This window comes from Thauera linaloolentis 47Lol = DSM 12138 (assembly GCF_000310205.1).
GTDB classification, from domain to species: Bacteria; Pseudomonadota; Gammaproteobacteria; order Burkholderiales; family Rhodocyclaceae; genus Thauera; species Thauera linaloolentis.
In genome coordinates this window covers 1-1,145 of the sequence record NZ_AMXE01000187.1, presented here as the reverse complement: position 1 = coordinate 1,145, position 1,145 = coordinate 1, and the positions used below count along the sequence as shown (strand labels likewise).

Below are 1,145 nucleotides of genomic sequence, written 5' to 3'. Positions count from 1 at the left end.
CGCAATCACAGCGAGCAGGCCCTTCCTGCCTGACTCAAACAAAACAGCCTCCGCAAAACCCGGGGCAATTCAGTGGGCTGATGCAGTCTACATTACGTTAGGATTACAGCAATGGACACGAAGTTTTCCTCAGAGATGCTGCATAAAGCTGCAGCAACGCACTCCGAGCCGCTATTTTTGTCGCCACCGTGGATGGGCGGTGGGCATACGGCGGAGAAGGCAAATGGCACAATCACCTATATCAGCCACAAGGGCGGCCTTTACGGCGTAACGTGCGCACACATTTACGATTATCAGTTCTCATCGAGCCCGCCGAAATGGTTAACTGTTCACGGCCAGAATCGTGTCATTTATCAATTTGGCTATTTCGACCAATCTGGTTACAGAAGCATGTTTCGCTCGCTTCGGTTGTCAGATGCCAAGCTGCCAGACATAGCAATAGTAAAACTTGATAAGGCTTACGCTTCAATTCACATGCAAGAAAAAGGCAAGGCTCCAATCGATTTGGATTCATGGATTGAGCCAACTTGGGCAGACCTTAAGTCACCGGTAGCTTTTGGATACCCAACCGAACATAAAACTGAAGCTAACGGCCTTTTACAGGCCCCCCTTATCGGAGTGATCGCTGAGTTGACGAGGCCTATCGGGAAAAATGATGAGTCCTTTCTTATGGCATCGTCATTGGAGCAAGAGAACAAGTACTACTTTAGCGGAATGAGTGGCGGCCCAGTTTTCTGCCACTTCTCCGATGCGCTCCCAAGCATTGTCGGTGTAGTATTTGAAGGCTCACCGGGCAGCTCAATCGAATGGGAAAATAGAACTGAAGAAGCGTTCTATACCAGAGAGGATGTCCAAATTCGGGCGCACAAACTAACGCCAGATATTTTCCAGAATTGGGTATATCTTGCTGGGTTTTAGATTATCTGAATTTTCATATCCCGTAGAAGCGAGCCTAGTAAGGTATTCAGGCGGATGTGCCTCCCCCCGTTTAACTTAGGCATTGATCGACTGATTCTTCCAACCGCCACAGACCGCTTCTGGCCGATTTTAGCCCCCAAAAAATAGCAGTAGTCTGACCTGCCCCCCATAGGACGTACCGGTTGAAGGTTAGTAGAGTCCGTTTTCAGCAGGAAGAACGGACATGA

Annotated in this window: 1 protein-coding gene; it reads left to right on the top strand. The window is 48.9% G+C overall.

The features are described 5' to 3' along the window. The first annotated feature begins 111 nt into the window (after positions 1-111). Positions 112-918, top strand: a complete 807-nt coding sequence (locus C666_RS20650; RefSeq protein ID WP_154666270.1) for a hypothetical protein — start codon at positions 112-114, stop codon at positions 916-918. Positions 919-1,145: the final 227 nt, after the last annotated feature.

Coding starts and splice junctions, on each gene's coding strand:
- C666_RS20650 (WP_154666270.1), top strand. CDS start 112: ATGGACACGAAGTTTTCCTCAGAGATGCTGCATAAAGCTGCAGCAACG.